A 1,238-nucleotide genomic window follows, 5' to 3' on the forward strand; every position below is an offset into this window, starting at 1 on the left:
ATCACCATCGACGACGGCACGGGCCCCCCGACGACCTACACCCTCGGCGAGGAGCCCGCCACCACCCAGCACCCCGCCCCGTCGGCCGGCGCCGCCCCCAGCGCTCTCACGGACGCCGCCCAGCGGCTGGCCTCGTCCGCCGTTGTCGGCGCATCCACCCCCGGCACTCTCCCGGACGCGGCCGAGCGGTTCGCCCCGTCTGTCGCAGCCGCCCCCGGTGCGCTCCCGGACGCCGCCCAGCGGTTAGGCGCCGCCGGAGCCTTCGGCGCCGAGCCAGCGGCCGGTCAGGACTTCACCGCCGGTGGTGAGCCCCCAGCTCCCCTCAGCGGCGCGGCTGCGCAGGACCTTGCCCCTGACGCTGGGCAAGCGGCTCATTTCGGCAGCGCGGCTGGGCAGGGCTCCTCCGACGTCGCGCAGGCGGCCGCCTTCGGTGGGGTGAGTGCCGGCCAGGCCGCTGCTGGCTTCGCCGGTGGTGCTGATGCTCCGGGCGAGGTGCCCGGCTTCCCCGGTGCTGATCCCGGCACCCACGGCCAGGCGGCCGGTTTCGCCTCTTCCGGTGAGCCTGTTCCCGGCAGGCAGGACCAGACCGCCGCGGCAAGCGCGCTCGGCGGGGTTGCGGACGGGCTTGCCGCCCAGGTCAGTGGCTCCCTCGGGGATCCCGGCTCGCTCAGCCACTCCTCGGCGCCTTCTCCCTCCGGGGCGACCCTCGGCACCGCGCCCGGGCTGGATCCGGTCGGCGCCGCTGTCGATTCGAGTGGGATGGGGATGCTCGGTGGCATGCCGCCGGCCGCGGGGCAACAGGGCGGTGACGACCCCGAACGGACGTCCCGCGCCTACCGCGTCGACGGTGACATCTTCGACACCCCCGGCTCGGGCGGCCGCATCAGCGGTTCGCTGGACGACGAGGGGACCCGCAGGTGAGCGAGTTCCAGGCGAAGCTCGACGCGATCGCCGCCGAGCGCGCCGCCCGCCAGGACCTGATCAGCCGCCGCGTCGAGACGAGCCTCGCGGAGAGCCAGGCCCGCACCGACGAGCTGACGAGGGAAACCGCCGCGACTGTGCAGCGCCTCGCCGAGCAGGCCGCCCGGGCGCGCACCGCCGCCGGCTGGGAGCGGCCCGAGAAGCCCGACCCCAACGCCTCGCTCGGCATGGCCTTCGAGGACCCCGACATGGCGACCGAACCCACCAACCGCCACGCCCCACCCCTCGAACCCGCGGCCCGCCGAGGCCGCCACGCC

General features: G+C 76.0%; 1 protein-coding gene and 1 pseudogene. Both read left to right on the forward strand.

Going from position 1 to position 1,238, the window contains the following annotated elements:
• A pseudogene (locus D0D15_RS35755) lies at nucleotides 1–921 on the forward strand (WXG100 family type VII secretion target); the annotation flags it as partial.
• Nucleotides 918–1,238, forward strand: a 321-nt coding sequence (locus D0D15_RS35760) for a hypothetical protein (RefSeq protein WP_115945107.1), incomplete at its 3' end; no start/stop codon positions are given. The pseudogene D0D15_RS35755 and the gene D0D15_RS35760, both read left to right, overlap by 4 nt.

Source organism: Amycolatopsis thermalba (assembly GCF_003385215.1).
Taxonomy (GTDB): Bacteria; Actinomycetota; Actinomycetes; order Mycobacteriales; family Pseudonocardiaceae; genus Amycolatopsis_E; species Amycolatopsis_E thermalba.